At 59.1% G+C, this 26,279-nt stretch carries 18 protein-coding genes; 12 read left to right on the top strand and 6 right to left on the bottom strand.

What is annotated here, in order from left to right; translation table 11 throughout:
• Window positions 1–74: 74 nt before the first annotated feature.
• The 7 genes from NK667_RS17570 to NK667_RS17540 all read left to right on the top strand — a co-directional run bounded on the left by NK667_RS17570 (window position 75) and on the right by NK667_RS17540 (window position 8,684).
• Window positions 75–512, top strand: a complete 438-nt coding sequence (locus tag NK667_RS17570; RefSeq protein ID WP_054615613.1) for a hypothetical protein — start codon at window positions 75–77, stop codon at window positions 510–512.
• A 687-nt stretch (window positions 513–1,199) separates the two neighbouring features.
• On the top strand, window positions 1,200–3,347 hold the full coding sequence (fadB, locus tag NK667_RS17565; protein ID WP_054054295.1) for a fatty acid oxidation complex subunit alpha FadB: 2,148 nt from the start codon (window positions 1,200–1,202) through the stop codon (window positions 3,345–3,347).
• A gap of 32 nt (window positions 3,348–3,379) precedes the next feature.
• On the top strand, window positions 3,380–4,555 hold the full coding sequence (gene fadA, locus NK667_RS17560; RefSeq protein ID WP_008028488.1) for an acetyl-CoA C-acyltransferase FadA: 1,176 nt from the start codon (window positions 3,380–3,382) through the stop codon (window positions 4,553–4,555).
• 99 nt (window positions 4,556–4,654) lie between these two features.
• The gene (locus tag NK667_RS17555) at window positions 4,655–4,891 is read left to right on the top strand and encodes a DUF1653 domain-containing protein (RefSeq protein ID WP_046047845.1); all 237 of its coding nucleotides are present in this window, start codon (window positions 4,655–4,657) and stop codon (window positions 4,889–4,891) included.
• Window positions 4,892–5,005: 114 nt separating this feature from the next.
• A complete protein-coding gene (topA, locus tag NK667_RS17550; RefSeq protein ID WP_054615612.1) occupies window positions 5,006–7,633 on the top strand; it encodes a type I DNA topoisomerase in 2,628 nt (875 codons plus the stop codon).
• A gap of 140 nt (window positions 7,634–7,773) precedes the next feature.
• A complete protein-coding gene (locus NK667_RS17545; protein ID WP_054054292.1) occupies window positions 7,774–8,298 on the top strand; it encodes a DUF6586 family protein in 525 nt (174 codons plus the stop codon).
• Window positions 8,299–8,450: 152 nt separating this feature from the next.
• Window positions 8,451–8,684 (top strand): hypothetical protein, encoded by a 234-nt coding sequence (locus tag NK667_RS17540; RefSeq protein WP_054054325.1) that lies wholly within the window; start codon window positions 8,451–8,453, stop codon window positions 8,682–8,684.
• A gap of 93 nt (window positions 8,685–8,777) precedes the next feature.
• On the opposite strand, the gene sulA is transcribed toward NK667_RS17540, so the two are convergent.
• Both sulA and lexA read right to left on the bottom strand, forming a co-directional pair.
• Window positions 8,778–9,251, bottom strand: coding sequence for an SOS-induced cell division inhibitor SulA (gene sulA / locus NK667_RS17535; RefSeq protein ID WP_054054290.1), 474 nt, complete (start codon window positions 9,249–9,251; stop codon window positions 8,778–8,780).
• Between the two features lie 10 nt (window positions 9,252–9,261).
• Window positions 9,262–9,870, bottom strand: coding sequence for a transcriptional repressor LexA (gene lexA, locus NK667_RS17530; RefSeq protein WP_054054288.1), 609 nt, complete (start codon window positions 9,868–9,870; stop codon window positions 9,262–9,264).
• 229 nt (window positions 9,871–10,099) lie between these two features.
• On the opposite strand from lexA, the gene NK667_RS17525 reads away from it, so the two are divergent.
• The 4 genes from NK667_RS17525 (at window position 10,100) to NK667_RS17510 (ending at window position 16,063) form a co-directional block, all read left to right on the top strand.
• Window positions 10,100–10,807 (top strand): TetR/AcrR family transcriptional regulator, encoded by a 708-nt coding sequence (locus NK667_RS17525; protein WP_054054287.1) that lies wholly within the window; start codon window positions 10,100–10,102, stop codon window positions 10,805–10,807.
• 170 nt (window positions 10,808–10,977) lie between these two features.
• Window positions 10,978–11,976 carry a beta-N-acetylhexosaminidase gene (gene nagZ, locus NK667_RS17520; protein ID WP_177331460.1) on the top strand — a complete coding sequence of 333 codons (999 nt, stop codon included), beginning with the start codon at window positions 10,978–10,980 and terminating at the stop codon, window positions 11,974–11,976.
• 12 nt (window positions 11,977–11,988) lie between these two features.
• Complete coding sequence (locus NK667_RS17515) at window positions 11,989–12,726, top strand: S-methyl-5'-thioinosine phosphorylase (protein WP_054054283.1); 738 nt, start codon at window positions 11,989–11,991, stop codon at window positions 12,724–12,726.
• Window positions 12,727–12,784: 58 nt separating this feature from the next.
• A complete protein-coding gene (locus NK667_RS17510; RefSeq protein ID WP_083471348.1) occupies window positions 12,785–16,063 on the top strand; it encodes a DEAD/DEAH box helicase in 3,279 nt (1,092 codons plus the stop codon).
• A gap of 142 nt (window positions 16,064–16,205) precedes the next feature.
• Here NK667_RS17510 and NK667_RS17505 read toward each other — a convergent pair whose 3' ends face one another.
• Genes NK667_RS17505 through mfd form a run of 3 tightly spaced genes read right to left on the bottom strand, consistent with a single transcriptional unit; the run spans window position 16,206 to window position 22,937 of the window.
• On the bottom strand, window positions 16,206–18,899 hold the full coding sequence (locus NK667_RS17505) for a DEAD/DEAH box helicase (RefSeq protein WP_054615609.1): 2,694 nt from the start codon (window positions 18,897–18,899) through the stop codon (window positions 16,206–16,208).
• Window positions 18,900–18,910: 11 nt separating this feature from the next.
• Window positions 18,911–19,477 (bottom strand): CsiV family protein, encoded by a 567-nt coding sequence (locus tag NK667_RS17500; RefSeq protein WP_054615608.1) that lies wholly within the window; start codon window positions 19,475–19,477, stop codon window positions 18,911–18,913.
• A gap of 10 nt (window positions 19,478–19,487) precedes the next feature.
• The gene (gene mfd, locus NK667_RS17495; protein WP_054615607.1) at window positions 19,488–22,937 is read right to left on the bottom strand and encodes a transcription-repair coupling factor; all 3,450 of its coding nucleotides are present in this window, start codon (window positions 22,935–22,937) and stop codon (window positions 19,488–19,490) included.
• Between the two features lie 364 nt (window positions 22,938–23,301).
• On the opposite strand from mfd, the gene NK667_RS17490 reads away from it, so the two are divergent.
• Window positions 23,302–24,765: a glyceraldehyde-3-phosphate dehydrogenase gene (locus tag NK667_RS17490; RefSeq protein ID WP_054054272.1), complete on the top strand. Its 1,464-nt coding sequence runs from the start codon at window positions 23,302–23,304 to the stop codon at window positions 24,763–24,765.
• 184 nt (window positions 24,766–24,949) lie between these two features.
• On the opposite strand, the gene tcuC is transcribed toward NK667_RS17490, so the two are convergent.
• Complete coding sequence (gene tcuC, locus NK667_RS17485) at window positions 24,950–26,251, bottom strand: MFS transporter (RefSeq protein ID WP_054054270.1); 1,302 nt, start codon at window positions 26,249–26,251, stop codon at window positions 24,950–24,952.
• Between the last annotated feature and the right edge of the window lie 28 nt (window positions 26,252–26,279).

The following is a 26,279-nucleotide window of genomic DNA, read 5'->3' as shown; positions in this document are numbered from 1 at the left end:
GTAAGTATGGCTGGTTTCAAGCGCGATGGTTCCAAAGTGACTCAAAGCGCTCATCAAGAATCGGGAGTACAGATATGACGGTCTGGATAGTGGTGTCAATCCTGCTGGTGGTACTGAGTCCATTGGCATGGTTGCGGCCGTCGCGCCACCAGAGCGGCCGCATGGCTCTGCGAATGGAAGCGCGACGCATCGGTCTGGCCATGCAACTGGCGCCGCAGGAGTGGCCGCACTGGCTGAGCCAGGAGCCGCCGAGTCCGTGTGCGCAGTACCATCGACCGCGTCGTGGCAATCAGCCGAAGTGCTGGAGTTATTGGCAAAAAGCGCCGGGCGTGTGGGTCAATCAGTGGCAGGAGGTCTGTGAGGATCGGACGCTGCTCAATCATTTCGAAAAATTGCCGGCCAACGTCTACAAGATCGAAGCGGACAAGCAGATGATCTTTTTGTATTGGGGCGAGAAGGGTGAGTCCGAAGTTTTGCAACAGATCGACGCCACACTGAAAGCTCTCGCCTAAACCCGTAATGTCAGATATGAGCGCAACCCGTAGCAGCTGTCGAGCCTGCGAGGCTGCGTTCGGCGACGAAGTCGTCGTAATCCCGGCCAGCACGATAACCCTGAAGTACTTGGCGATCACAATGGCGACTGCTACGCAGTCGAACGCAGCCTCGCAGGCTCGGCAGCTGCTACATGGATTTGTGCGTTTGTGTAAGCAATAAAAAGCCCGACATCATCATCGGGCTGGGGTTGGCCAGGCAGGCCGGAAATCTTTGTGGCGCTGATCTTACGCCGGGTATTCGCCAAAAGTGTTCAAATTTTTTCCTCAATGTCCCGCCAGCGTAGCTGCTTAAACGCAGGTTGCCGTGAATTAGGGCGACTTTTCTAACTATTGATTCTATGAATGGCCTCACATGCATCCGCGTGTTGTGAGCCTTCGTCTTACGGAAATGACTGCAAAGTCGCGTTTCAACCAGCATTTTGGGCGATTGACAATTGCCGGAAATTCCGTGAAGGTGGCGTACCCAAATCAAACGGGCGTATGAATTGAGCGTTTGTATTCCAGAACGCTCCTACAGAATCCCGACTATCGCGTTGGCGGGTGTGCCGGGTGGATTGGCGTTAGCATCGACGAAAAGCGTCCTGCCGAGCCATTCGCCTGCGTCCGACGTGTACTGTTCAGCTTCCATATCGTGGAGATCAGTTGATGATTTACGAAGGTAAAGCCATCACGGTTAAGGCTCTTGAAAGTGGCATCGTCGAACTGAAGTTCGATCTCAAGGGTGAGTCCGTCAACAAGTTCAACCGTCTAACCCTGAACGAACTGCGTCAGGCCGTAGACACCATCAAGGCAGATGCTTCGATCAAGGGTGTGATCGTCAGCAGTGGCAAGGACGTGTTCATCGTCGGCGCCGACATCACCGAATTTGTCGAGAACTTCAAGCTGCCTGATGCAGAGCTTGTCGCTGGCAACCTCGAAGCCAACAAGATTTTCAGCGATTTCGAAGACCTCAATGTCCCGACGGTCGCCGCGATCAACGGTATCGCCCTGGGCGGCGGTCTGGAAATGTGCCTGGCGGCGGACTACCGCGTCATGTCCACCAAGGCCAAGATCGGTCTGCCGGAAGTCAAACTGGGCATCTACCCGGGCTTCGGCGGCACCGTGCGCCTGCCGCGCATCATCGGTGCCGACAACGCCATCGAGTGGATTGCCGCCGGCAAGGAAAACCGTCCTGAAGACGCGCTGAAAGTCGGCGCAGTGGACGCAGTGGTTGCACCTGAGAAACTGCAGGAAGCCGCCCTGGAACTGATCAAGCGCGCCATCTCCGGTGAGTTTGACTACAAGGCCAAGCGTCAGCCGAAGCTGGAAAAGCTGAAACTGAACGCCATCGAACAAATGATGGCTTTCGAAACCGCCAAAGGTTTCGTGGCCGGTCAGGCTGGCCCGAACTACCCGGCGCCGGTTGAAGCGATCAAGACCATCCAGAAAGCCGCGAACTTCGGTCGTGACAAGGCACTGGAAGTCGAAGCCGCCGGTTTCGTCAAACTGGCCAAGACCTCTGCCGCGCAGAGCTTGATCGGTCTGTTCCTGAACGATCAGGAACTGAAGAAAAAGGCCAAGGCCTACGACGAAATCGCTCGCGACGTGAAGCAGGCTGCCGTATTGGGCGCCGGTATCATGGGTGGCGGTATCGCTTATCAGTCGGCTTCCAAAGGTACGCCGATCCTGATGAAGGACATCAACGAGCACGGCATCGAGCAAGGCCTGGCTGAAGCCGCCAAGCTGCTGGTCGGTCGCGTTGATAAAGGTCGCATGACCCCGGCGAAAATGGCTGAAGTGCTCAACGGCATTCGTCCAACCCTGTCCTACGGTGACTTCGGTCACGTGGATCTGGTGGTCGAAGCGGTCGTCGAGAACCCTAAGGTCAAGCAAGCCGTACTGGCCGAAGTCGAAGGTCACGTCAAAGAGGACACCATCCTCGCGTCCAACACTTCGACCATTTCCATCACCTTGCTGGCCAAAGCCCTCAAGCGTCCGGAAAACTTCGTCGGCATGCACTTCTTCAACCCGGTGCACATGATGCCGCTGGTTGAAGTGATCCGTGGCGAGAAGTCCAGCGAACTGGCGGTTGCCACCACCGTTGCCTACGCCAAGAAAATGGGCAAGAACCCGATCGTCGTCAACGACTGCCCGGGCTTCCTGGTCAACCGCGTGCTGTTCCCGTACTTCGGCGGTTTCGCCAAGCTGGTCAGCGCCGGTGTGGACTTCGTCCGTATCGACAAGATCATGGAAAAATTCGGCTGGCCAATGGGCCCGGCATACCTGATGGACGTGGTCGGCATCGACACCGGTCACCACGGTCGTGACGTGATGGCTGAAGGCTTCCCGGACCGCATGAAAGACGATCGCCGTTCGGCTATCGACGTGCTCTACGAAGCCAAGCGCCTGGGCCAGAAGAACGGCAAGGGGTTCTACGCTTACGAGACCGACAAGAAGGGCAAGCAGAAGAAAGTCGCCGACCCGTCGGTGCTGGAAGTGCTCAAGCCGATCGTTTACGAGCAGCGCGAAGTCACTGACGAAGACATCATCAACTGGATGATGATCCCGCTGTGCCTGGAAACCGTGCGTTGCCTGGAAGACGGCATTGTCGAAACCGCCGCCGAAGCCGACATGGGTCTGGTCTACGGTATTGGTTTCCCTCCATTCCGTGGCGGTGCGCTGCGCTACATCGATTCGATCGGTGTTGCCGAGTTCGTTGCCCTGGCTGACCAGTACGCTGATTTGGGCGCGCTGTACCACCCGACCGCGAAGCTGCGTGAAATGGCCAAGACTGGCCAACGGTTCTTCGGTTAAGCGTCCCAACACTTGAGCGAGAGTGAAATTTTATGAGCTTGAATCCAAGAGACGTCGTGATTGTCGACTTCGGTCGTACTCCGATGGGCCGCTCCAAGGGCGGCATGCACCGCAACACCCGCGCCGAAGATATGTCGGCGCACCTGATCAGCAAACTGCTGGAACGCAACGTCAAGGTTGATCCGAACGAAGTCGAAGACGTGATCTGGGGCTGCGTTAACCAGACCCTGGAACAGGGCTGGAACATCGCTCGCATGGCATCGTTGATGACGCAGATCCCGCACACTGCTGCCGGCCAGACCGTCAGCCGTCTGTGTGGTTCGTCGATGAGCGCTTTGCACACCGCGGCACAAGCGATCATGACCGGCAACGGTGACGTGTTCGTGGTTGGCGGCGTCGAGCATATGGGCCACGTGAGCATGATGCACGGTGTCGATCCGAACCCGCACATGTCCCTGTACGCGGCGAAAGCCTCGGGCATGATGGGCCTGACCGCTGAAATGCTGGGCAAAATGCACGGCATCACTCGCGAACAACAGGACGCTTTCGGCGTGCGCTCCCACCAGCTCGCTCACAAGGCGACTGTGGAAGGCAAGTTCAAAGACGAAATCATCCCGATGCAGGGCTACGACGAGAACGGTTTCCTGAAACTGTTCGACTACGACGAAACCATTCGTCCGGAAACCACCCTGGAAAGCCTGGCGGCTCTCAAGCCTGCTTTCAATCCAAAGGGCGGCACCGTGACAGCCGGTACTTCGTCGCAAATCACCGATGGTGCTTCGTGCATGATCGTGATGTCGGCGCAGCGTGCCCAGGACCTGGGCATCCAGCCTCTGGCGGTGATTCGTTCGATGGCAGTGGCAGGTGTGGATCCGGCAATCATGGGCTATGGTCCAGTACCGGCTACACAGAAAGCACTGAAACGTGCGGGCCTTGGGATCAACGATATCGACTTCTTCGAGCTCAACGAAGCTTTCGCCGCACAGGCCCTGCCAGTGCTGAAAGATTTGAAAGTGCTCGACAAGATGAACGAGAAGGTTAACCTGCACGGCGGCGCGATCGCCTTGGGTCACCCGTTCGGTTGCTCCGGTGCGCGTATCTCCGGCACTTTGCTGAACGTGATGAAGCAAAATGGCGGCACCTTCGGGGTAGCCACCATGTGCATTGGTCTCGGCCAAGGCATCTCCACCGTCTTCGAACGCGTTTAAGCGTCTCGTTGATGGAAGCCGGGGCCAAGTGCCCCGGTTTTTGTTTTTCTGAATTTATTTTTGTTTTTATTTTGAAAAGATTTGAGTGAGGGCCAAACCATGCCGATACAACCTGGGCTCTACCAACATTACAAAGGTCCGCAGTACCGCGTATTCAGTATTGCGCGGCATTCCGAGACCGAAGAAGAAGTGGTCTTCTACCAAGCCCTGTATGGCGATTACGGCTTTTGGGTACGTCCCTTGAGCATGTTCCTGGAGTCGGTCGAGGTTGACGGCGAACAGGTCCCACGCTTTGCTTTGGTGCAAGCCGAACCGAGCCTTTTTTCGAAGCCATAAGCTGAGTTCGCGCAAGACCCTGCGCTTGACCTCACCTTGTAGCCACTATATATAGCGGTGCCGCGTCAGGCGCCAACCGCCTTTCACTTCTAGAATTCAGGAATTTTCTGATCCATGGGCAAATCGCTGGTCATTGTGGAATCCCCGGCTAAGGCCAAGACCATCAACAAGTATCTGGGTAACCAATACGTGGTGAAGTCGAGTATCGGCCATATCCGAGACCTGCCCACCAGCGGTTCGGCTAGCGCCAGCAAAGAGCCAGCCGCCAAGCGCGGCAAGGCCGCCGCGGGTGAAGGTCCGGTGCTCACGCCGAAAGAGAAAGCGCGCAAGCAGCTTGTCTCGCGTATGGGTGTCGATCCCGATCATGGCTGGAAAGCCAAGTACGAGATCCTCCCGGGCAAGGAAAAGGTCATCGAAGAGCTGCGCCGGCTCGCCAAAGATGCTGACACCATCTATCTCGCAACCGACTTGGATCGCGAGGGGGAAGCCATTGCCTGGCACCTGCGCGAAGCCATCGGTGGTGATGACAGCCGCTACAAGCGCGTGGTGTTCAACGAAATCACCAAGAAGGCGATTCAGGAAGCCTTCTCCAAGCCGGGCGAGCTGGACATCGACCGTGTAAACGCCCAGCAGGCGCGTCGTTTCCTCGACCGCGTGGTGGGTTACATGGTTTCGCCGCTGCTGTGGGCCAAGGTCGCTCGCGGCCTGTCCGCCGGTCGCGTGCAGTCGGTTGCGGTCAAACTGGTTGTTGAGCGTGAGCGTGAAATCCGCGCGTTCAACCCGGAAGAGTACTGGGAAGTCCACGCTGATCTCGGCACCGCCAAGGGCGCTACCGTGCGCTTCGACGTGGCCCGCGAGAAAGGCGAAGCCTTCAAGCCGCTCAACGAAGCCCAGGCCATGGCCGCGCTGGAGAAGCTCAAGGCTTCCAGCTACAGCATCGCCAAGCGCGAAGACAAACCGACCAGCAGCAAGCCGTCGGCACCGTTCATCACCTCCACCCTGCAGCAGGCCGCGAGTAACCGCCTGGGCTTCGGGGTGAAGAAAACCATGATGATGGCCCAGCGTTTGTACGAAGCGGGCTACATCACGTATATGCGTACCGACTCCACCAACCTCTCGGTTGATGCGGTGACGATGGCGCGTACTTATATTGAAGGCGAGTTCGGCAAGAAGTACCTGCCGGAAAACCCTAACGTCTACAGCAGCAAGGAAGGCGCACAAGAGGCTCACGAAGCGATTCGTCCCTCCGACGCCAATACCGAGCCAAGCAAGCTGTCGGGCATGGAGCGTGATGCCGAGCGGCTCTACGAGCTGATCTGGCGCCAGTTCCTCGCTTGCCAGATGCTGCCAGCGCAGTACCTGTCGACCACGGTAACCGTGGGTGCCGGTGATTTCGAGCTGCGTGCCAAGGGCCGCATCCTGAAGTTCGACGGTTATACCCGCGTCATGCCGCAAATCGCCAAGCCGGGCGATGACGATGTGCTGCCAGACATGGCCCAGGGCGATGCGATGAAGCTGATCAAGCTTGATCCGACCCAGCACTTCACCAAGCCGCCGGCCCGTTACTCGGAAGCGAGCCTGGTAAAAGAAATGGAAAAACGCGGCATCGGTCGTCCTTCGACCTACGCAGCGATCATTTCGACCATCCAGGACCGTGGGTACGTTGCGCTGCACAACCGTCGTTTCTATTCGGAAAAGATGGGTGACATCGTCACTGAGCGTCTGGCCGAGAGCTTCTCCAATCTCATGGACTATGGCTTCACCGCCGGCATGGAAGAGAACCTCGATGACGTGGCTCAGGGCGAACGTGACTGGAAAAACGTGCTCGACGAGTTCTACGGCGACTTCAAGAAGAAACTCGAAGTAGCCGAAAGCGCTGAAGGCGGCATGCGTGCCAACCAGCCAGTGATGACTGACATTCCATGCGTGGTGTGCGGTCGTCCGATGCAGATTCGTACCGCATCGACGGGCGTGTTCCTCGGCTGCTCGGGCTACAGCCTGCCGCCGAAAGAGCGCTGCAAGGCCACTGTCAACCTGGTGCCGGGCGACGAAATCGCCGCGGACGACGAGGGTGAATCGGAATCCCTGGTGCTGCGCGGCAAGCACCGCTGCCCGATCTGCAGCACGGCGATGGACGCTTACCTGCTGGATGAGAAGCGCAAGCTGCACATCTGCGGTAACAACCCGGATTGCGACGGCTACGAAATCGAAGAAGGCAGTTATCGCATCAAAGGCTATGAAGGTCCGAGCCTGGAATGCGACAAGTGCGGCAGTGAAATGCAGCTCAAGACCGGCCGTTTCGGCAAGTTCTTCGGCTGCACCAATGCAACCTGCAAGAACACCCGCAAACTACTGAAAAGCGGTGACGCGGCGCCGCCGAAGATGGATCCGGTGAAGATGCCTGAGCTGAAATGCGAAAAGGTCAACGACACCTACATCCTGCGCGACGGGGCTTCCGGCCTGTTCCTGGCGGCGAGCCAGTTCCCGAAAAACCGCGAGACCCGTGCTCCGCTGGTGATCGAGATCGTGCCGCACAAGGATGAGATCGATCCGAAGTACCACTTCCTGTGCGAAGCACCGAAGAAGGATCCGGATGGCCTGCCTTCCGTGATCCGCTACAGTCGCAAAACCAAAGAGCAGTACGTGCAGACTGAAGTCGATGGTAAGCCGACAGGCTGGAAGGCGTACTACGACGGCGGTAAGTGGACGGTTGAAGACAAGCGTCCAGCCGCTAAAGCTTAAAAGAAGCTGTACACAAAAGGCCGCATGACAATCCTCGGATTTTCATGCGGCCTTTTGTTTTGGGCTTGCGGTCGGCTTGGGTGATCCACGACACTGTCGGGTCTGTGTGACGCAATTATTTCGCTGTGGAGGCTGCCGTCATGGCCCACGAACTCTATACCCGTACCAATCAGAAGATTTATTTCGCCGGCCTGTCGCTCGAAGCACTCGCCAGGGCCGAAGAGGGGCGGGCGATGAACTCCCTGGCGTTGATTCAGGCTGGGCGCGAATCGGCGCTGTTTCACCTTTACGGTGCGTTGCTGGGCCTGTGCCATGAAATCGCCGGTTTCTATCGTTTGCCTCAGGCCAATGCGCCGCGTGCAGAGATGTTGCTGACCCGTGAGGTGCTGGACGCTATCGCCATTCCTGAAATGGCCGAGATGGTCGAGCTGGCAGGTAATTCGGAAACCTGGTTGGCCAAGCTGCTCGCGGCCCATGCTGCACTGTTTCAGCCGCCACGGGTTCCGCACAAACCGAAGGGTGACGTGACGCAGCCATTGATCATGGCGGTTAACCTGGACGAAGAAGAGGCGCCTCAAGAGCTGAGTCGAGAGGAGCTGGAGAGCTGGCGTCAGAACCTTAAAGGTTTGGCGATCCGCTTCCGTGAAGGGTTGAACGAGTGCTAAAGGATTGACCGATGTCGCGGACGACCCGTTGGGTTGTCCGTTCAGGGGTGAGTGCCAGCAGATATTTCTTCGAAATGACTTCTGGTCAAGATCCCGAGCGAAGCCTGGCCGATGCCTATATAATCCCCGCCTTTCGTGGAGAACAGACCTTTATGCCAACGTCCTTTCTAGAAATTGTTGAGTTACCAGACGGCCGAATCGAGCTGCGCAGAGCCGAGGACGAGGGTTCTCTGGTTACTTTGGATTTCTCCGAGGACGCCAAAGCGTTCCTGCAAGGCAACCACGTGGAAGTCGCCAAGGCGATGTTGAGCGTCGGTGTGCAGATGGCAGGGCGCATGGTTGAAGGCGAATTCAATAAAGATGAAGAGCCGCGCATCCTTCATTGATTCCGTCCGTCGGTTTCTGCTGATACCGCTACAGATCGGCTTCTCTATCCCTGGAGAAGCCCGGCGCTGTTTGAAGCGCGCATTGAAAGTCAGTTAGCCCAGTCGAATATTCAGGCTCTGAGCGTCCCCGGTGCGGGCGGCGCTGATCAGTTGTTGCCGCGATGCAGCGTTCAGCGGGTTTAGCCAGCTGACGACTGTGTGGCTGCGGCCCAGTCGCAAGGCTTCGCAGGTCAGCTGTTGAGCGCTCTGGGTGCCGCGCGGTTGCAGCAGCAGGATGCGTTCGCGGTTCAGCCCAGCGTCCCGCAACCAGGCCTGGGTTAGGCTGGCAGGTGGCGCGATCAGAGTCAGCCAGCGTGCGTCCTGGTCCTGGCTCAATTCCCGCAGGATCGGCGCCAGAAGGCTCAGGCAGCTCCCTGCTGCACCACGCAGTGACAGCTCACTGAAGAACTCAGGCTCTGCGCTCCAGGGCGACTCGACCACGTCTTTCAGGATCGGCGCCAGCGGTTGCGCCATGAACGCCTCGAACAACGGCAGTTGGGCTTGCTGTGGTGTATGTGGGAACTGCATAAAGCCTCCTTTAGCGGCGAATCACGCCGACACTCAAGCCTTCGATCACCAGTTCCTGATCTTTCAGGTTGACTTCGATGGGGGCGAACTCAGGGTTTTCGGCAATCAGCCAGACCTTGCTGCCATCGCGCTTGAAGCGCTTGACGGTCACTTCATCGCCGATCCGCGCCACCACGATCTGACCATTGCGGGCCTCGCGGGTGGTGTGGACGGCCAGCAGGTCACCGTCGAAAATGCCCACGTCCTTCATGCTCATGCCATGCACCCGCAGCAGATAGTCGGCGCGTGGATGGAAGAACGTCGGGTTGATGTTGCAGGATTCTTCGATGTGTTGCTGGGCCAGGATGGGCGCGCCGGCAGCCACGCGGCCGATGATCGGCAGGGTGGATTCGTCGGCCTTGGCTTCGAAACCGGGAATGCGGATGCCTCGGGAGGCGCCCGGCGTCATCTCGATAGCACCCTTGCGGGCCAGCGCCTTGAGGTGTTCTTCCGCCGCGTTCGGCGATTTGAACCCCAGTTCCTGGGCGATTTCCGCACGGGTCGGCGGATAGCCGTTGTCTTCGAGGCAACGTTTGATGAAGGCCAGAATCTCTGCTTGGCGTGGCGTCAGCTTTAGCATATTGATCGCTCTGTCTTTTTATACAGTGACTGGGATTATATACAGTGAAAGCGTCTTGGCAATGCCCCTTTTTTCGCTCGCCGCTGGACGGTCAATCAGCTCGCTGATTAACGACGCAGAGTTGTATGGTTAAATAGCTGACCGACCATTCCCAAAACGAACCGGCAGGCTTGACAATGCACAAGCTGAAACGTATGTTTCAAACAAGTGTTTGTCAGGCGGAGTAGCCATGGCCCAGTCGGAAACCGTTGAACGCATTCTCGATGCTGCCGAGCAGTTGTTCGCGGAAAAAGGTTTCGCCGAAACCTCGTTGCGTTTGATCACCAGTAAGGCCGGGGTCAATCTGGCGGCGGTGAACTATCATTTCGGCTCCAAGAAGGCGCTGATCCAGGCGGTGTTCTCGCGTTTTCTCGGGCCGTTCTGCATCAGCCTCGATAAAGAGCTGGAGCGGCGTCAGGCCAAGCCGGAAAACAAGCCGACGCTTGAAGAGCTGCTGGAAATCCTCGTCGAGCAAGCCCTGGTGGTTCAGCCACGAAGCGGCAACGATCTCTCTATATTCATGCGATTGCTGGGCCTGGCTTTCAGTCAGAGCCAAGGGCACTTGCGTCGTTATCTGGAAGACATGTACGGCAAGGTATTCCGTCGCTACATGACGCTGGTCAACGAAGCCGCGCCGCGCATTCCACCGATCGAGCTGTTCTGGCGCGTGCACTTCATGCTCGGCGCCGCCGCGTTCAGCATGTCGGGGATCAAGGCCTTGCGGGCGATTGCCGAGACCGATTTCGGCGTCAGCACTTCCATCGAGCAAGTGATGCGCTTGATGGTGCCGTTCCTGGCCGCCGGCATGCGTGCCGAAACCGGCGTCACTGATACCGCCATGGCCACTGCGCAATTGCGTCCGCGCAGTAAATCGACTCCGGTTGCCGCCAAGGTTTAACCGCACACGGGTGGGCGCGGCAGCTGACATCCGCTAAGCTAGCCGCCCATGCCGACTCTCGTTCTGAACCCGCTTCCCACTGAATTCGCCGACCTGCCGGGCACAGCCCACGGCGGCGAACAGGTGCGAGCCGGGTTTATCGTTTTCAAGGAATCCCTATGACTGCTGGCCTGCAAGGCTCGTTGATGGTGGACGTCGCCGGTACCTGGCTGACGGCCGAAGATCGCCAATTGTTGCGTCAGCCCGAAGTGGGCGGCCTGATCATTTTTGCCCGCAACATCGAGCACCCGCGCCAAGTGCGTGAGCTGAGCGCCGCGATTCGCGCCATTCGTCCTGATCTGCTGCTGGCGGTAGACCAGGAGGGCGGGCGGGTTCAGCGTCTGCGCCAGGGCTTCGTACGCCTGCCGGCCATGCGCGCCATCGCCGACAACCCGAATGCCGAATACCTGGCCGAGCAGTGCGGCTGGATCATGGCCACCGAAGTCCTCGCTGTCGGCCTCGACCTGAGCTTCGCCCCGGTGCTGGACCTGGATTACCAGCGCAGCGCCGTGGTCGGTACCCGCTCGTTCGAAGGCGATCCGGAGCGCGCAGCCTTGCTCGCCGGTGCCTTCATTCGCGGCATGAACAGCGCTGGCATGGCCGCTACCGGGAAACATTTTCCGGGCCACGGTTGGGCAGAGGCGGATTCACACATCGCGATTCCCAATGACGAGCGCAGCCTCGACGAAATCCGCGCCAATGACCTTGTACCTTTCGCTCGATTGAGCAAGCAATTGGCCGCGGTCATGCCGGCCCACGTTATTTATCCACAGGTCGATGCCCAGCCGGCCGGTTTCTCCCGGCGCTGGTTGCAGGACATCCTGCGCGGCGAGTTGCAGTTCGACGGCGTCATCTTTAGTGACGATCTTTCCATGGCCGGCGCCCATGTAGTCGGCGATGCTGCCAGCCGCATCGAAGCCGCGCTGACCGCCGGTTGTGACATGGGCCTGGTGTGCAACGACCGCGCCGCTGCGGAACTGGCCCTGACTGCCGCCCAGCGCATGAAGGTCACGCCATCGCCGCGTATTGCGCGGATGCGCGGGCAGTCGTTCGCTGGCACCGAATACCGCCAGGATCCGCGCTGGCTCACGGCTGTCGGCGCACTCAAAGAAGCTCAACTGATTGAATAAGGACTTTTCGTTATGACGGTTTACGCGATCATCGGTGGTACCGGCCTGACTCAACTGGAAGGCCTGAATATTCGTCAATCACTGGCGGTGGACACGCCTTACGGCCCACCTTCGGCCGAAGTGCAGATCGGCGTATACGCCGGCAAGGAAGTCCTGTTCCTTGCGCGTCACGGTCACCCGCACCGTTTACCACCGCATCAGGTGAACTACCGCGCCAACATCTGGGCGCTGAAGCAGGCCGGGGCCGAAGCGATTCTTGCGGTCAACGCTGTAGGCGGGATTCATGCCGCGATGGGCACCGGACATTTCTGCGTGCCGCATCAACTGATCGACTACACCAGCGGTCGCGAACACACCTATTTTGCCGGTGACCTGGAGCAGGTCACCCACATCGATTTCAGCTACCCCTACAGCGAGCCGTTGCGTCAGCAGTTGATCGCCGCATTGGCGGCAGAAGGCGTCGGCTACAGCAGTCATGGCGTGTACGCCTGCACCCAAGGGCCACGCCTGGAAACCGTCGCTGAAATTGCGCGGCTGGAACGCGACGGCTGCGACATCGTCGGCATGACCGGGATGCCGGAAGCGGCACTGGCCCGTGAGCTGGAACTGGATTACGCCTGCCTCGCGCTGGTGGTGAACCCGGCGGCGGGCAAGTCCACATCGGTGATCACCATGGCCGAGATCGAACAGGCGTTGCATGACGGGATGGGCAAGGTGAAGTCGACGTTGGCGCGAGTGTTGGCGGGTTGAGTTTCTGCGGCCAGATAAAGTGTCTGGCCGATTCATTGAATCAAGCGGCGTAGATTTCATGACAACAATAACCGAGCAACTTCATGCGCTACCTTGGGCAGAGGTGTTCAGTCATCGCGCTCTGGAAAAGGCCCGCAGGTACGCGGATGAGGATCGTGTAACGATCCAACAGAACGACGGCTTGATGATTGTTGCAACGTGCGTCGGCTCCGAAAGACAGGAATACGAGCAGAACATCGAGCTCGTCAAAGATCGGGATGGGGGCTTCCGGTTCGGATGCATTTGTACCTGTCCTGTTTCATACAACTGCAAACACTGCGCCGCAGTTATTTATCACCTGCTGGATCATCGCGATAAACCATCCGAAAGCACCGCCCAGGTCCATCTGAGTCGCGAGCTGGAGCGCTGGCTCGACGCTATTCCCGCTACGGGCAAAACGCTCGATGAGCCAGCGCTGGGGACAAACACGCGCCTGGTCTATCGGCTCAAGGCCACTCCCGTTGCGGGGAAGTGGACGCTGGAAATTTTCAAGGCCCGCCAACTCAAGGGCGGCGTCTTGCAAGACCTCAAGCCGGTGTACTCGTTATCGGAAATGCTGCTGCGCCAACCCGGCTATCTGGCCGAACTGGACCTTCGGATCGCCAGGCTGCTGGTGGCCATTCACTCCCATCACGCTTATTACGGCGGCTACCCCTTGGAAGGCAGCAGTGGCGCCGAACTCCTGGAGATGTTGCTGCGTACCGCGCGGCTGTTCCTCGATTTCGAGCAGCCGCCTCTGTCTTCGGGAGCGAAGAGGGCAGGTCGGTTTGCCTGGGCCGAACAATCCAACGGCAGTTTCCGCCCTCAATGGAGCAGCGGCGAAGTCGAACCGGAAACGGTACTGGCCATTGAACCCTTGTACTACCTTGACCGCGAGCGACTGCAAGTCGGAACCTTGTTCACCGAGCAGGATGAAAAACTGGCGTGTCACTTGACCTTGGCGCCGGATATTCCGGCGCGCCAGGCGATGCAGTTCAGCCATCGGATGAGTTCTGCGACGCAAGTGGCCCCGCCGCACCAACTGACGGAACGGGTGGTCGATGACATTTTTCCCAAGGCGCACCTGACGCTCAACAGCGGTAAACGCTATAAGAACTGGAAGTATGAGGCGGAGCACCGTGCCGCGCTGGTGTTCACCTACGACGGGCACCCGGCCACGGACCGAAACCCCGAAGTGTTGATCCTTTCCGGCACCGAAACCCAGCGTATCCAGCGCAAACCCGCCGCCGAAAAAGCCCTGCGCCAGGCCCTGCAAAAACACGGTTTCAAGAAGGCTACGATCAAAAGCAGCGTGGACCGCCCGGGCGAAATGTTCGCGTTGCCGGATGATTCAGCCTGGCTTGCCTTTGTGCAGGAAGGAATCCCGCTGCTGCGTAAGGCAAATTGGCACGTCGATATCAGCCATGCCTTTCACTTCAATGTGCAGCCGGTAGAGCAGTGGTATGCCGATGTTGAGGAAGAGTCGGCGCACCAGTGGTTTGATCTGCAACTGGGCATCGTGGTTAACGGCGAGCGTCACAGCCTGCTGCCGATCTTGCTGCATTTGCTGCGCAGCCAGCCACAGTTGCTCGATCCTGCCAGTCTGGCCAAGCGCAACGATGACGAACAACTGTTGATCGAGCTTGGCGGTGCCAAGGCGCATGTGAAAGTTGCGCTGCCCTATGGCCGCATCAAACCGCTGATGGCCACGCTCGGCGAGTTGTACCTGGGCTCACATGAGGGCGACTCGTTGCGTTTGACTGCCCCGGATGCCGCGCGGTTGAGTGCGCTGGAAGGCGTGCCGCTGGTTTGGCAGGGCGGTGAACGGCTGCGCAGTTTTGCCAAGCGTCTACGGGAGTCGACTCATGCGCATGTCCCTGCGCCAGAGGGCTTGAACGCAACGCTGCGCCCGTATCAGCTTGAAGGCCTGAACTGGATGCAAACCCTGCGCGAGCTGGGGGTCGGCGGCATCCTCGGCGACGACATGGGGCTGGGTAAAACCCTGCAAACCCTGGCACATCTGCTGACGGAAAAGCAGGCCGGGCGCCTCGATTGTCCGGCGCTGGCGGTAATGCCCACCAGCCTGATCCCCAACTGGCTCGACGAGTCACTGCGCTTTACCCCGCAATTGAAGGTCCTGGCACTGCATGGCTCGGCACGGCAGAAAGACTTCACCAGCCTGGCCGAATACGACCTGGTGTTGACCACTTACGCGCTGCTACCTCGGGACTTGGAGGTTTTGCAGGCGCAGGTCTGGAGTGTGCTGATTCTCGATGAAGCGCAGAACATCAAGAACCCGATCAGTAAAGCCGCTCAAGCTGCCCGTGATCTACAGGCCCGTCAGCGATTGTGTCTGTCCGGTACGCCGCTGGAAAACCACCTCGGCGAGTTGTGGTCGCAGTTTCACTTTTTGCTGCCCGGTTGGCTGGGCGACAGCAAAACGTTCAATCGCGACTACCGCACTCCCATCGAGAAGCACGGCAACAGCGAGCGAATGCAGCATCTGACAGCCCGGATCAAACCGTTTCTGCTACGCCGCAAGAAAGACCAGGTCGCCACCGAATTGCCGCCGAAAACCGAAATCGTGCATTGGGTTGATCTTAGCGATGGGCAACGGGATGTGTATGAAACCGTGCGCGTGGCGATGGACAAGAAGGTGCGTGACGAAATCGCTCGCAGCGGCGTGGGCCGCAGTCAAATCATCATCCTCGACGCGCTGCTCAAGCTGCGTCAGGTCTGTTGCGATCTGCGCCTGATCAAGATGACGCTCACGGCCAAAGCCCTGCGCTCGGGCAGCGGGAAACTGGTCAGCTTGATGGAGATGCTGGAAGAGTTGCTCAGTGAAGGCCGCAAGATTCTGCTGTTTTCGCAGTTCACTTCGATGCTGGCCTTGATTGAAGAAGAGTTGCAGCAGCGTGGTGTTGGCTATTCGTTGCTGACTGGTGAAACCACGGATCGACGTACGCCGGTGAAGGATTTCCAGAGCGGTAAAGTCCCGCTGTTTCTGATCAGCCTGAAGGCTGGCGGCACAGGTCTGAACCTGACCGCTGCAGACACCGTGATCCATTTCGATCCATGGTGGAACCCGGCGGTGGAAAACCAGGCGACCGACCGGGCCTACCGGATTGGGCAAAACAAGCCGGTGTTCGTTTACAAGCTGATTGCCCGAGGCACAGTGGAAGAAAAAATCCAGGCGCTGCAGCAGGAGAAGGCCGCGTTGGCCGGGGCGGTGCTTGAAGGCGGGGCAACGGGTGGGTTGAAGCTTGAACAGAGTGATATTGAGGCGCTGTTTGCGCCGTTGCCCCATCTCAAATCTTGATAGATGTTGTCGTCAGTGAGGGCCTCTTCGCGGGCAAGCCTCGCTCCTACAGGTTTTGGGTCAGCCGCAATATTGCGAACACCCTCAAATCCCGTAGGAGCGAGGCTTGCCCGCGAAGGCTATCGGCCAGACACCGCTGATCTCAACGCTTCTCCAACTTATCCGGCAACGGCGCAAACAACGCCTCGATATCATCATTCTGCAACTTCCAGTCCCCAGCCGAACGCCCGTCCAGCACACCCGCCGCCAGGTCGGATTTTTCCTTTTGCAGGTGCTGAATCTTCTCTTCCACCGTGCCCCGGGCAATTAGCTTGTAGACGAACACCGGTTTTTCCTGGCCGATGCGATACGCGCGGTCGGTCGCCTGGTTTTCTGTCGCCGGGTTCCACCACGGGTCGTAGTGAATCACCGTATCGGCTTCGGTCAGGTTCAAGCCCACGCCGCCAGCCTTCAAGCTGATTAGAAAGATCTGACGCTTGCCGCTCTGGAAATCCTTCACCGGTGCGCGGCGGTCGCGGGTTTGTCCGGTCAGGATTGCGTACTCAACACCGCGTTTCTTCAGTTCGTCCTCGATCAACGCCAGCATCGACGTGAACTGCGAGAACAGCAAAATCCGCCGACCTTCTTCGAACAGCTCCTCCAGCATTTCCATCAAACTGTCGAGCTTGCCAGAAGTGCTGCCACGAGTGGGCAGGACGGCGTCATTGACCAGGCGCAGATCGCAGCAGACCTGACGTAACTTCAACAAAGCCTCAAGAATGATGATCTGACTGCGCGCCACGCCTTTGCGGGTGATCTCGTCGCGGACTTTCTTGTCCATGGCCAGGCGCATGGTTTCGTACACGTCGCGCTGGGCTTCGTTGAGGTCCACCCAGTGGATGATCTCGGTTTTCGGCGGCAATTCGGTCGCGACTTGCTCTTTGGTCCTGCGCAGCAGAAACGGTTTGATCCGACCGTTCAGGTGCTGAAGCCTGACTTCGCTGCCGCGCTTTTCAATCGGCACCCGGTAATCGCGATTGAAGCTTTTTACATCGCCGAGCCAGCCGGGCAGCAGGAAGTGGAACAGCGACCACAGCTCGCCCAAGTGGTTTTCCAGCGGTGTGCCGCTCAGGCACAGGCGTTGCCGTGCATTCAGTTCACGGGCAGCCTGGGCAGCCTTGCTGTTGGGGTTCTTGATGTACTGCGCTTCATCCAGGACCAACACGTGCAGCGGCACGGCGGCCAGGGTTTCAACATCCTTGGGCAGCAACGCATAGGTGGTCAGGATCAGGTCGTAATCGGTCAGGTTCTCGAAGTGCTTTTTACGGCTGGCGCCGTACAGCGCCAGCACTTTGAGTTTCGGCGTGAAGTGCGCCGCTTCGTCGAGCCAGTTGGGGACCAGGCTGGTGGGCATCACCACCATGCACGGGCGATCGAGGCGTCCGGCGATTTTCTCGCTGAGAATATGCGCCAGGGTCTGTAGGGTTTTACCCAGGCCCATGTCATCCGCGAGAATCCCGCCGACTTCCAATTGCCGCAACGATTGCATCCAGCTCAAGCCTTCAAGCTGATACGGCCGTAACGTCGCGTTCAAGCCCTCCGGCGCGACCGTAGTGAAGTCCTTGATGTCCCGCAGGCGCTGGGCAAAGGTGCGGATCTGCTCGCCGCCTTCCCACAGCAACGGCATGCCTTCCAGCGGATTCAGTCGCGTGGCGTCGGCCTTGCTCAGGCGCAGCGTGGTTTCGCCGGGCTCTTGCAGATAGAACTCGCCCAGGGTCGCCAGCACCGGTTTCAAGCGTCCGAAAGGCAGGGCAACCTGCAGCGGACCGTACTCGGAGTTCGGGCGGTTCGGGATGTTCACCAGGATCAACTCGTCGTCGCGACGTCGGGCCAGGCGTTCCGGGTTGAGAATCTCGGTGTGCGAGCGCATCAGGTTCAACAGGATCGGCAGCAAGCTCAGCCGCTCACCGTTGACGATGATCCCCAGCTCCAGGTCAAACCAGTCACGCTCCGGCGCCTGTTCGACGGTGGCGTACCAATCGTCTACGGCGGTCAGGTCGAAACCGAATTCCTCGTCGATCTGCAACTCCCAGCCCTGGGTGCGCAGCTTTGGCAGTTCATTGAGGGTGAACGTCAGCCAGGCGCTGTCGTTGACCATCTCGAACAGCTCGCCGGCGCTTTCCGGCAAGGCCTTGCTTTGTCGGGTGGCGATCTTGAAGCCGAGGATTCGTAGCTGTTCCCTGTAGGCCTGTTCGACTTCCGGGTGACGTTTTATCCGTAATGTTTGTGTTTCCTGGCGAATCAACACGTCGGCATTTTTCTGCCCGGACACGTATTCATCCAGATAACTGAAGGACAGTGCCGCGCGATGCTGGATATAGCGCTGCATCTTGCCGTTACGCGGTTCAAAAGCGCTGAACTCAATGCTCGCCAGCCACAGGCGCGGCACCGGTTGCACGTTATCCACCAGCACTTGTGGCGGCGCCTTCGGGCTGCGGTTTTCCAGTACGGTCTGGAGTTTTTCCAGCAGTTCGGCATCTTGCGCAGCCGCGGGATAGGCCAGGGTTTCCTGGACTTTGAGCAGTACCGCCGCACAGTGTTTGCAGTTGCTGTGGACCGGGCACGTGCAACTGGCGTCGATCATCAGCAGCGTGCCTTTGGCTGACTCGCGCAGGCGAATGGTCTGACGGTAAACGTTACCGCCCGAGCCTTCGCAGGCAGCGATGATCGTTGCGTCGCCGGCTTCGACGATCCTGACGCGGTTTTCCAAAGCGTAGCGACGGCCGCGCTCCAGGCTCTGTTCCTTGAATCGGCTGACCCAGGAAGGTCCCAGGGGTTTGCTCAGGGTCGCAGACATAAGGAGGTCAATCAGTCCGGAATTTCATCGGGGACTGGCCGAGGCGCAGGGGCGGTCAGCGACGTGATCTTGATCAACAGGCCGAGGTGGCCGTTGTCGAGGAAGTTCAGTTGACCGTTCTTGGTGTGGCTTTCCTGCTTCAGGCGTTCGCTGGCGGTGACCATACCGTTACCGTCGATCTGGTTGACCCAAAAGTCCGCGTCAACATCGGTGAAGCGCCCCAGTTTGAGGTTCAGCGTGCCCTCGATCGGGAACTGACCGAACTGTTCTGTACCGTCACTGATTGCAACTTTGCTTTCGGTTTCACCCAGGGTCTGTTGCCAGGCCTTGTGCAGCAACACGGTGTAATCATTGCTGGCGGTGAGTTTCTCCACTTCGCCATTGAGGCTTGGCGTGCGCTGGCTGTCGGGGCTGAGGCGTTGTGCGCCGGCAGCCCAGTCTTCCGGCGCGGCGCGGCTGACGATGGCAGGCACGGCGTTCTGCCGGACCAGAATCATTTCGACCTGATACAGATCATCGGCAAACGCCGAGGGAGCAATCAGCGTCATCAACAAGGTCAGCGAGCGAAACAGGCGCATACGGCGTCCTTCAAGCAGTTTTCGGGAGAAGGCGCTCAAACAGCGCCTCTACAGTATTAAAGCGCTCTTCTGGGCGCTCCATTGGCACCATGAACTTGAACATCGTGGCGCCTTCGAATTTGTAGCGTTTGGGTTGGCTCTGGATCAGTTTGATCAGGGTCAACGGGTCGACCGGCGTCTGGGCGGCGAACTCGATTCGGCCACCTTGCGGGCCTCCATCGACTTTCTTGATGCCCAGTTGTTCGGCCTGCAACTTCAGCAGGGTGATGCGTACCAGATTCTTGGTCGGCTCCGGCAACAGGCCGAAACGGTCGATCATCTCCACTTGCAGGTCCTTGAGACCTTCCTCGTCGGTGGCCGAGGCGATGCGTTTGTACAAGATCAAACGGGCGTGAACGTCCGGCAAGTAGTCCTCGGGAATCAACGCCGGAACGCGCAAGTTGACTTCCGGGCCGCCGCCGAGCGGCTGGTCGAGGTTCGGTTGTTCGCCCTTGCGGATCGACTTCACCGCGCGCTCGAGCATTTCCATGTACAGCGTGAAGCCGACAGCCTGGATTTGCCCGCTCTGACCGTCGCCCAGCAGCTCGCCGGCGCCACGGATTTCCAGGTCGTTGGTGGCGAGCACGAAGCCCGCGCCGAGGTCCTGGGTGTTGGCGATTGCTTCCAGACGCTTTTCCGCGTCGCCAGTGATTTGCTGGCGCGGCGGCGTCAGCAGGTACGCGTAAGCCTGGTGGTGGCTGCGACCAACCCGGCCGCGCAATTGGTGCAACTGCGCCAGGCCGAACTTGTCCGCACGCTCGATGATGATGGTGTTGGCGCTCGGCACGTCGATGCCGGTCTCGATGATGGTCGAGGCGATCAGCACGTTGAAGCGCTTGTGATAGAAGTCGCTCATCACCTGTTCGAGTTCGCGCTCGCGCATCTGCCCGTGGCCGATGCCGATCCGCGCTTCCGGCACCAGTTCGGCGAGGTCGGCGGCGCATTTCTCGATGGTCTTCACATCGTTGTGCAGGTAGTAGACCTGACCGCCACGCAGCAACTCACGCAGCAGGGCTTCCTTGACCGTGCTTTTGTTCTGCTCCATGACGAAGGTCCGCACCGACAGGCGACGGGCCGGCGGTGTGGCGATGATCGACAGGTCGCGCATGCCCGACACCGCCATGTTCAGCGTGCGCGGAATCGGCGTGGCGGTCAGCGTCAGGATGTCGACTTCACTGCGCAACGCCTTGAGCTGTTCCTTCTGACGCACACCAAAACGGTGCTCCTCGTCGATGATCACCAGCCCGAGGTTTTTGATTTTCACATCGTCGGACAGCAGCTTGTGCGTGCCGATCACGATGTCGATCTTGCCTTCGGCCAGCTCGGCGATGGCGGCGTTCACTTCCTTGGTCGACTTGAAGCGGCTCATCACTTCCACGCTCACCGGCCAGTCGGCGAAGCGGTCGCGGAAGCTGTTGTAGTGTTGCTGGGCGAGCAGGGTGGTCGGCACCAGGATCGCCACTTGGCGACCGCCGTGCACCGCGATGAATGCGGCACGCATCGCCACTTCGGTCTTGCCGAAACCCACGTCGCCGCAGACCAGCCGGTCCATCGGTTTGGGTGCGAGCATGTCGGCGCGTACGGCGTCGATGGTGGTCTGCTGGTCCGGGGTTTCTTCGAACGGGAAGCCGGCGCTGAACGTTGCGTAATCGGCTTTCGGATCGGCAAAGGCATAACCTTCGCGAGCGGCGCGGCGGGCATAGATGTCGAGTAACTCGGCGGCGACGTCGCGCACCTGCTCGGCGGCTTTGCGTTTGGCTTTCTGCCAGGTCTCGGAGCCGAGACGATGCAGCGGGGCAAGTGCATCGTCGCTGCCGGTGTAACGAGCGATCAGGTGCAGGTTGGCCACCGGCACATACAGCTTGGCGCCTTCAGCGTATTGCAGAGTCAGGAACTCGGCAGCCTGGTCATCGATTTCCAGGGTCGCGAGTCCAAGGTAACGGCCGACGCCGTGATCGATGTGCACCACCGGCGCACCTTCGCGCAGCTCGGTGAGGTTCTTGATCACTGCATCGTTATTGCCGTCGGCGCGTTTTTCCCGACGACGACGTTGCATCACCCGTTGCCCGAACAACGGGCTTTCGGCGATCAGCGCCAGGGCCGGATCGTCCAGCATCAAGCCTTCGTCCAGCGGCGCAATGGTGATCGCCAGACGATCCTTGCCCGCGACAAAGTCTGGCCAGCTGTCGACGGTTTTCGGCCGCAGCTTCAGGCGTTCGAGCAATTCCAGCAGCACTTCACGACGGCCCGCCGACTCGGCGGTAAACAGCACGCGACCGGGGAATTCGTCGAGGAAACCAGCCAGCGCGGCGAGTGGCTGGGTGGCCTTCGCTTCGATGGCCAGGTTCGGCAACAGCTGCGCCGGGAAGCGTTCGCGGCCGACACCGGTTTCCACGTCTTGTTGACTGGCCACGACGCGCGGCCAGTTTTTCAGGCGTGCGAAACAGTCTTCCACCGGCAGGAATAGCTCGGTCGGCGGTAATAAAGGACGAGAAGGATCGACGCGGCGCTCTTCATAGCGATTGCGCACGTCGTTCCAGAAGTTCTCGGCGGCCTGTTCGATGCCCGGCAGGGAAAACACCTGGGTGTCTTGCGGCAGGTAATCGAACAGGGTCGAGGTTTCATCGAAGAACAGCGGCAGGTAGTACTCGATACCGGCCGGCGTAATCCCGCTGCTCAAATCCTGAAAGATCGGGCAGCGGCGGAAGTCCACGTCGAAACGTTCGCGGAAGCGCGCCTTGAAGCGCGTGACCGCATCCTTTTGCAGGGGGAATTCCCGCGCCGGCAACAGGCGAACGGTGTCGACCTTGTCGATGGAGCGCTGGTTGTCCGGATCGAAGGTGCGCAGGGTCTCGATTTCGTCGTCGAACAGGTCGATCCGGAACGGCAGTTTGCTGCCCATCGGGAACAGGTCGATCAGCGAACCACGCACGGTAAATTCACCGTGCTCGTACACCGTATCGACGTAGCGATAGCCACTGGCCTCTAGCCGGGTACGCATTTGCTCGACGTCGAGCTTCTGGCCGACGTCCAGCACCAGGCTGCTGCCGAGCAGGAACTTGGTCGGCGCCAGGCGATGCAATGCCGTGGTGATCGGCACCACGAGCACGCCGTGGGTCAGCTCCGGCAGCCTATATAAGCTGGCAATGCGCTGGGAGATGATGTCCTGGTGCGGCGAGAACAGATCGTAAGGCAGGGTTTCCCAGTCGGGAAAATGCAGCACGGGCAAATCCGGGGCGAAGAAACTCAGCTCCTGTTCCAGCCGTTCAGCACTTTGGCTGTCGGCGGTCAGCAGCAGGGTAAAGCGCTTGGCAGCGCTGGCGGCCTCGGCAATGGCCAGGCTCAGGGCGGCACCGGGCAGGTTGCCCCAGTGCTGTTTACCTGCCGCGGCAGGGAGAAGCGGTAGACGCAGAACGGGCACGGAAGGTTGAGCTCCAAGCGTTGCGACAAAGTCGGTAATTGTAGCGGCCTCGGGTGCCGGCTGTCAGTTGCAGATATGTCTATTACGCGGGTTGGGCAAAATGTAGTGGTAAAGACAAAATCCGGCCGTTTTTCAGTGAAAATTGCCGATTATGTAGTGGCAAAAACAACCAGTGTTACGGATGGTTACGGACAAGGCAGCGCTACCTCCAAAAATTTGACTGCGCTGAAAGCCCCGTGTTTACTGGGCTCCAGCGGGGCGTAATTTTTTTGGAGCGGAATTTGTTACGACTCGCACGACAGGCGCGCATTGCTACGAGAGGCACTCGGCGGCATAATGTAGCCCCTTTTTTCTGCCCCTACATATGTGGAAGGTTCCCGTGACTCAGAAGCCCGACCAGTGTCTTGGTGAATGGATCGACCGTGAAGCACTCGCAGAAGCGATGATTCCGCTTATCGGTCAGCTCTACCGCAATAACAACGTGGTGAGCTCGATCTATGGCCGCAGCCTGATCAACCAGTCTGTCATCGCGATTCTCAAAGCTCACCGCTTTGCTCGCCATCGCTCCACCGACGACAGCGAACTCTCCGTCCACGAAACATTCCCTCTGCTTAAAGCCATGAGCGAGCTTAAGCTCGGCGCGGCTTCGGTAGACTTGGGCAAGTTGGCGTTCAAATTCCGTAACGAAGGCAATGGCCGCACCGCCGAGCAGTTCGTCCGTGAAGAAATGGCTGACGTTGTTGGCCAGCAAAACGCTACGGCGCGCAAAGGCACCGACGTTGTCCTGTACGGCTTCGGTCGCATTGGCCGTCTGCTGGCGCGCATCCTGATCGAGAAAACCGGTGGCGGCGACGGCCTGCGTCTGCGCGCCATCGTGGTCCGCAAGGGCGCCGAGAACGATCTGGTCAAGCGCGCCAGCTTGCTGCGTCGCGATTCGGTGCATGGTTCCTTCAACGGCACCATCACCATCGATGAAGAAAACAACACCATCACCGCTAACGGCAACCTGATCCAGGTTATCTACGCGAAGAACCCGACTGAAGTGGATTACACCCAGTACGGCATCAAAGACGCACTGCTGGTGGACAACACCGGTGTATGGCGTGACGCCGAGGGCCTGGGCCAACACCTGGCTTGCCCGGGTATCGACCGCGTTGTGCTGACCGCGCCTGGCAAAGGCAAGCTGAAGAACATCGTTCACGGCATCAACCACGGCGAAATCACCGCTGACGACAAGATCGTTTCCGCGGCGTCCTGCACCACCAACGCCATCGTGCCGGTGCTGAAGGCAGTCAACGACAAGTTCGGCATCATCAACGGTCACGTTGAAACGGTTCACTCGTACACCAACGACCAGAACCTGATCGACAACTTCCACAAGGGCGATCGCCGTGGCCGTAGCGCCGCGCTGAACATGGTAATCACCGAGACCGGTGCTGCCACCGCTGCTGCCAAGGCTCTGCCTGAACTGGCCGGCAAGCTGACCGGTAACGCGATCCGCGTTCCGACGCCTAACGTGTCGATGGCCATTCTCAACCTGAACCTTGAGAAAGCCGCCACCCGTGAAGAGATGAACGAGTACCTGCGCTACATGGCGCTGCACTCCGATCTGCATAAGCAAATCGACTACGTCAACTCGCAGGAAGTAGTGTCCACCGACTTCGTTGGCTCGCGCCACGCCGGTGTTGTGGACGCTGAAGCAACCATCAGCCAAGACAACCGCGTTGTTCTGTACGTTTGGTACGACAACGAATTCGGTTACAGCTGCCAAGTGGTTCGCGTGATGGAAGACATGGCCGGGGTCAACCCGCCTGCATTCCCGCGCTAAGCTTTAGCCGCACATGAAAACGCCCCGACTTTGGTCGGGGCGTTTTTGTTTGTGCGTTCTTTGCTCGTTGTGGATGTGTTGTCTGGGCGGGCCTCTTCGCGGGCAAGCCTCGCTCCTACGGGTTATGCGCGAATTGTGATATTGCACGCTACCTGTAGGAGCGAGGTTTGCCCGCGAATGCGATCTATCGAGCGCCACCAACCACAGCCGCCTGCGCAGTCCGCAGTTCATGTTTGTTGCCACGGAACAACACCAGCGTCGCAATCAACCCCAGCACCGCCGCACCGCTGAGCCAGATCCCTGGCGCAGCCTTATTGTCCAGCACATGGATCAGGTAGGTGCACGCCGCCGGTGTAAAACCACCGAAGGTTGCAGTCGCCAGGCTGTAGGCCAGGGAGAAACCGGTTGTACGAACTTCTACCGGCATGATTTCGGTCAGGGCTACCACCATGGCGCCGTTGTACGAGCCATACAGGAACGACAACCACAACTCGACGATCAGCAGATGACTGAAGCTCGGGTTCGCCACCAGCCACGACAGGGCAGGGTAGGCGGTCAGGATCGCCAGAATGGTCGCCGCCAACAGTAGGGGTTTACGCCCGATCTTGTCGGACACAGCCCCCATCACCGGCAGCCAGAAGAAGTTCGACAGGCCGATGCACACGGTGACCAGCAGCGCATCCAGATCGGACAAGTGCAGTTCGGCTTTACCGAAGGTCGGCGTGTACGCGGTGATCAGGTAGAACGACACGGTGGTCATGACCACCAGCGCCATGCCGGCGATGACAATGCCGAAGTTCTGACCGACCGAACGGATGATTTCCTGCAGGGTAGGGCGATGTTTGCGTGCCTGGAATTCCGGAGTTTCTTCCAGCGAGCGACGAATCACGAAGATCACCGGCACGATCATGCAGCCAATCAGGAACGGTACGCGCCAGCCCCAGTCACCCATTTGTTCCGGGCTGAGCCAGTGGTTCAAGCCCACACCCAGCAAACCAGCGAATACCACGGCCGCTTGTTGGCTGGCGGATTGCCAACTGACGAAGAAGCCTTTGCGGCCCGGGGTGGAAATTTCGGCCAGGTACACCGACACACCGCCCAGTTCCACGCCCGCCGAGAAACCTTGCAACAGGCGACCGAACAGCACGATCAGCGGCGCAGCGACGCCCAGTGTGGCGTAACCCGGCACGCAGGCAATCAGCACTGTGCCGGCGGCCATCAGGGCGAGGGTGATGATCAGGCCTTTGCGGCGGCCATGGCGGTCGATGTAGGCGCCGAGGAAAATCGCACCCAGCGGACGCATCAGGAAACCGGCGCCGAAAGTGGCCAGGGACAGCATCAGGGAGGCGAATGCGCTGTCGGCAGGGAAGAAGGTCTTCGCAATGGCCGTGGCGTAAAAGCCATAGACCATAAAGTCGAACATCTCAAGAAAATTACCGCTGACAACGCGAAAGATCGCTTTGCCTTTGCCCGTATTCGAGGACATTTTAACGCTCTCACTTTGGCTGTCTTAT

The sequence above is a fragment of the Pseudomonas nunensis genome (assembly GCF_024296925.1).
Classification (GTDB): domain Bacteria; phylum Pseudomonadota; class Gammaproteobacteria; order Pseudomonadales; family Pseudomonadaceae; genus Aquipseudomonas; species Aquipseudomonas nunensis.
Note: the sequence above shows the minus strand (reverse complement) of the source record. Positions and strands in the feature narration are given on the sequence as shown.

Bases quoted from the DNA above. Each gene is read 5' to 3' on its own strand.
- NK667_RS17570 (WP_054615613.1), top strand. From the start codon at position 75: ATGACGGTCTGGATAGTGGTGTCAATCCTGCTGGTGGTACTGAGTCCA.
- NK667_RS17500 (WP_054615608.1), bottom strand. From the start codon at position 19,477: ATGCGCCTGTTTCGCTCGCTGACCTTGTTGATGACGCTGATTGCTCCC.
- tcuC (WP_054054270.1), bottom strand. From the start codon at position 26,251: ATGTCCTCGAATACGGGCAAAGGCAAAGCGATCTTTCGCGTTGTCAGC.
- fadB (WP_054054295.1), top strand. From the start codon at position 1,200: ATGATTTACGAAGGTAAAGCCATCACGGTTAAGGCTCTTGAAAGTGGC.
- fadA (WP_008028488.1), top strand. From the start codon at position 3,380: ATGAGCTTGAATCCAAGAGACGTCGTGATTGTCGACTTCGGTCGTACT.
- NK667_RS17515 (WP_054054283.1), top strand. From the start codon at position 11,989: ATGACGGTTTACGCGATCATCGGTGGTACCGGCCTGACTCAACTGGAA.
- NK667_RS17545 (WP_054054292.1), top strand. From the start codon at position 7,774: ATGGCCCACGAACTCTATACCCGTACCAATCAGAAGATTTATTTCGCC.
- lexA (WP_054054288.1), bottom strand. From the start codon at position 9,870: ATGCTAAAGCTGACGCCACGCCAAGCAGAGATTCTGGCCTTCATCAAA.
- sulA (WP_054054290.1), bottom strand. From the start codon at position 9,251: ATGCAGTTCCCACATACACCACAGCAAGCCCAACTGCCGTTGTTCGAG.
- NK667_RS17540 (WP_054054325.1), top strand. From the start codon at position 8,451: ATGCCAACGTCCTTTCTAGAAATTGTTGAGTTACCAGACGGCCGAATC.
- NK667_RS17525 (WP_054054287.1), top strand. From the start codon at position 10,100: ATGGCCCAGTCGGAAACCGTTGAACGCATTCTCGATGCTGCCGAGCAG.
- topA (WP_054615612.1), top strand. From the start codon at position 5,006: ATGGGCAAATCGCTGGTCATTGTGGAATCCCCGGCTAAGGCCAAGACC.
- NK667_RS17490 (WP_054054272.1), top strand. From the start codon at position 23,302: ATGTGGAAGGTTCCCGTGACTCAGAAGCCCGACCAGTGTCTTGGTGAA.
- NK667_RS17505 (WP_054615609.1), bottom strand. From the start codon at position 18,899: ATGTCTGCGACCCTGAGCAAACCCCTGGGACCTTCCTGGGTCAGCCGA.
- NK667_RS17510 (WP_083471348.1), top strand. From the start codon at position 12,785: ATGACAACAATAACCGAGCAACTTCATGCGCTACCTTGGGCAGAGGTG.
- NK667_RS17555 (WP_046047845.1), top strand. From the start codon at position 4,655: ATGCCGATACAACCTGGGCTCTACCAACATTACAAAGGTCCGCAGTAC.